Source organism: Micrococcus sp. HMSC31B01 (assembly GCF_001816085.1).
GTDB lineage: Bacteria > Actinomycetota > Actinomycetes > Actinomycetales > Micrococcaceae > Micrococcus > Micrococcus luteus.
In genome coordinates this window covers 1-3,497 of sequence record NZ_KV825304.1, presented here as the reverse complement: position 1 = coordinate 3,497, position 3,497 = coordinate 1, and the positions used below count along the sequence as shown (strand labels likewise).

Genomic DNA, 3,497 nt, shown 5'->3' with positions numbered 1-3,497 from the left:
GCGGCGCGTCCGCCCGCGCGCCGGGTGCGCGGGACGGCCAGCAGACCCGCCACGGCCAGCTCGGCCACGCCGGAGCCGTGGGTCCACGCGCGGGCCGAGCCGGGCAGGAACGGCGGGATCAGCCCGTCGAAGGGCTCAGGTCGGACGAAGTGGAGCACGCCCATGGCGGCGAGGGCGGCGGACATCCGCCGGGCGGAGGAGTCGCAGGCGCGGCGGCCGGCCGGGGCGGGATCGGGTGTCGGTCTCATCCTCTCAGTGTCCACCCCCGCCGCGGTGACCGCACTGCGACATGCGGCAGGAGCACGACCGGGAGGTGCACCACGACACCCCCGGGAGGGCCGCCTCCCGACGAACTCCGATCCGGCGGCGGACTGTCCGACGCGTGCTGTGCCCTACCGGATCCGGGCCACGAACATCCCACGCTGACGGCAGACTCGGGTTTGCAGCACGGGCGCGACGACGGCCCCGCCGCCCGTGATGGGCGACGGGGCCGTCGTCGTGCCGCGTGCGCTCCCGAGACACCGTCCGGGAACGCGCGGCGCGGGTCAGTCGTCGTCGACCGGTGCGAGCTGCACGTCGGAGACGGTCAGGGGCGCGGACTCGCCGGCCTCGCCCTGCGTGAGGGACAGGTCCGCGATGTTGCCGGCCGCCTTGAGGTCCGCCAGGCCGCCGCGCAGCTTCTCGAGCCAGTCGGCCGGTCCGGTCACCACGGCGGAGCGCACCTCGGTCCGCTGCTTCACCTTGGCCTCGGACTTCGCCTTGCGGATGCCGCCCAGGACCTGCGCCACGGTGGGCAGGACCTCGGCGTCGCCGGCGGAGGCGGCGAAGGACAGGGACGCCACCTCGTCCGCGGCGCCCGGCCACGCGGCGGTGTGCACGGAGCCGGCGCGCCACCAGCTCCACACCTCCTCGGTGGCGAACGGCTGGAACGGGGCCAGCAGACGCAGCAGGGCGTCCAGGGTGGTGGCCAGCGTGGTCACCACCGAGGCCTGCTCGGCCTCGCCGTGGCCACCGTAGGCACGGTCCTTCACGAGCTCCACGTAGTCGTCCGTGAAGGCCCAGAAGAACTGCTCGGTCACGTTGAGGGCGCGTGCGTAGTCGTAGGCCTCGAACGCGCGGGTCGCCTGCTCCACGGTGGCCGCGAGGCGCGTCAGCAGGGAGGCGTCCAGCGGGTTGGTGACGGCCGCGGCGTCGTCGGCCGTACGGATGACGGCGTCCTGCGTGGCGCCCAGGTTCAGCACGAACTTGGCGGCGTTGAGCAGCTTGATGGCCAGGCGGCGGCCGATCTTCATCTGCGCCACCTCGTAGGCGGTGTCCGCGCCGAGGCGGGCCGAGGCGGCCCAGTAGCGGACGGCGTCCGAGCCGAACTGGTCCAGGATGTCGGTCGGGACCACCACGTTGCCCTTGGACTTGGACATCTTCTTGCGGTCCGGGTCGAGGATCCAGCCGGAGAGCGCGGTGTCCGTCCACGGCACGGAGCCGTTGAGGGCGTGGGCGCGCACCACGGTGGAGAACAGCCAGGTGCGGATGATGTCGTGGCCCTGCGGGCGCAGATCGAACGGGAAGACGTTGTTGAAGAACGCCTCGTCACGGGACCAGCGGCCCACGATCTGCGGGGTCAGCGAGGAGGTGGCCCAGGTGTCCAGGACGTCCGGGTCGCCGGTGAAGCCGCCGGGGACGTCGCGCTGGTCCTCGGAGTAGCCCGGGGCGGCCTCGGCGGCCGGGTCCACGGGGAGCTGCTCGTCGGCCGGGAGGATCGGGTTCTCATAGTCGGGCTCACCCTCCGCGTCCAGCGGGTACCAGACCGGGATCGGCACCCCGAAGAAGCGCTGGCGGGAGACGAGCCAGTCACCGTTGAGGCCCTCGACCCAGTTCTCGTAGCGGTGGCGCATGTGCTCCGGGTGCCAGGAGAGCTCGCGGCCGCGCTCGATCAGCTCCGCGCGGCGGTCGGCGTCGCGGCCGCCGTTGCGGATGTACCACTGGCGGGAGGTGACGACCTCGAGCGGCTTGTCGCCCTTCTCGTAGAAGTTCACGGCGTGCATGATCTTCTTCGGCTCTCCGTCCAGCAGGCCGGCCGCGGTGAGGGCGTCCACCACACCCTGCTTGGCGGAGAACACGGTCTTGCCGGCCACGGTGTCCGCATAGGCCTGTCGGCCGGCGTCCGTGGTGATCCACTCGGGGGTGTCGGCGGCGAAGCGGCCGTCACGGCCGATCAGGGTGCGGGTCGGCAGCTGCAGCTCGCGCCACCAGGTGACGTCGTTGAGGTCGCCGAAGGTGCAGACCATGGCGATGCCGGAGCCCTTGTCCGGCTTGGCCAGCGGGTGCGGGAAGACCTCGACCTCCACGCCGTACAGCGGGGAGGTGACGGTCGTGCCGAACAGGTGCTGGTAGCGCTCGTCGTCCGGGTGGGCGACCAGGCCGGAGCAGGAGGCCAGCAGCTCGGGGCGGGTGGTCTCGATGAAGACCTGCTCGCCGTCCGCAGCGGTGAAGGCGTAGCGGTGGTAGGCGCCGGGGACCTCGCGGTCCTCGAGCTCGGCCTGGGCCACGGCGGTGCGGAAGGTCACGTCCCACATGGTGGGGGCCTCGGCCAGGTAGGCGTCGCCCGAGGCGATGCCGGCCAGGAAGGCGCGCTGGGAGACGGCGCGGGAGACGTCGTCGATGGTCCGGTAGGTCATGTCCCAGTCGACGGACAGGCCGAGGCGGGTGAAGAGGTCCTCGAAGACCTTCTCGTCCTCGACGGCGAGCTCCTCGCAGAGCTCGATGAAGTTCTTGCGGGAGATCACGTCCCAGTCGCGCTGGTTCTTCGCCGGCTTCTCCGGCGGGCGGTAGCCCTCCACGTACGGCTTGGCGGGGTCGCAGCGGACGCCGTAGTAGTTCTGCACACGGCGCTCGGTGGGCAGGCCGTTGTCGTCCCAGCCCATCGGGTAGAACACGTTCTTGCCGTTCATGCGCTGGTACCGGGCGAGCACGTCGGTCTGCGTGTAGGAGAAGACGTGGCCCACATGCAGGGAGCCGGAGGCGGTCGGCGGGGGAGTGTCGATCGAGTAGACCTGCTCGCGGGTGGTCTGCGTGTCGAACGCGTACGTGCGCTCGTCGGCCCAGCGGGCGGTCAGCTTCTCCTCGAGGCCCTCGAGGGCCGGCTTGTCCGGCACGGCCACGGCGCCGGCGGCGGGGGTGGACGGGGTCGATGCGTCGATGGGCGTGTCTGTGCCCTGCGTGTTCTCAGCCATGCCCGCCATCCTCCCATGACCGGGGCGGCGGGCCGGGCCTGCGACGACGCCCGGGACGTCCCGCCCTTTCAGCCGCTCGACCTGGCGGAGGTGATCCGGGCGGTGCTCCGAACGGCACGGCTCGGCTACGGTCGGAGGCGTGAGCCACACCCATGAACCTGCGAAGAACCCCGCCCGCGCCGCCGTCGTGACGGGGGCCACGAGCGGCATCGGCCGCGCCACGGCCCTCGAGCTCGCCCGCCGCGGCTGGCGCGTGTACGCCGTCGG

At 72.3% G+C, this 3,497-nt stretch carries 2 protein-coding genes and 1 pseudogene; 1 reads left to right on the top strand and 2 read right to left on the bottom strand.

The window, feature by feature from the left end:
- A pseudogene (locus tag HMPREF3105_RS09950) lies at window positions 1–185 on the bottom strand (hypothetical protein); the annotation flags it as partial.
- 360 nt (window positions 186–545) lie between these two features.
- Window positions 546–3,230 carry a valine--tRNA ligase gene (valS, locus tag HMPREF3105_RS09945; protein ID WP_049146115.1) on the bottom strand — a complete coding sequence of 895 codons (2,685 nt, stop codon included), beginning with the start codon at window positions 3,228–3,230 and terminating at the stop codon, window positions 546–548.
- Window positions 3,231–3,369: 139 nt separating this feature from the next.
- On the opposite strand from valS, the gene HMPREF3105_RS13065 reads away from it, so the two are divergent.
- The coding region (locus HMPREF3105_RS13065; protein ID WP_141762495.1) for an SDR family NAD(P)-dependent oxidoreductase at window positions 3,370–3,497 on the top strand (128 nt) is incomplete at its 3' end.

Bases quoted from the DNA above. Each gene is read 5' to 3' on its own strand.
- valS (WP_049146115.1), bottom strand. From the start codon at position 3,230: ATGGCTGAGAACACGCAGGGCACAGACACGCCCATCGACGCATCGACC.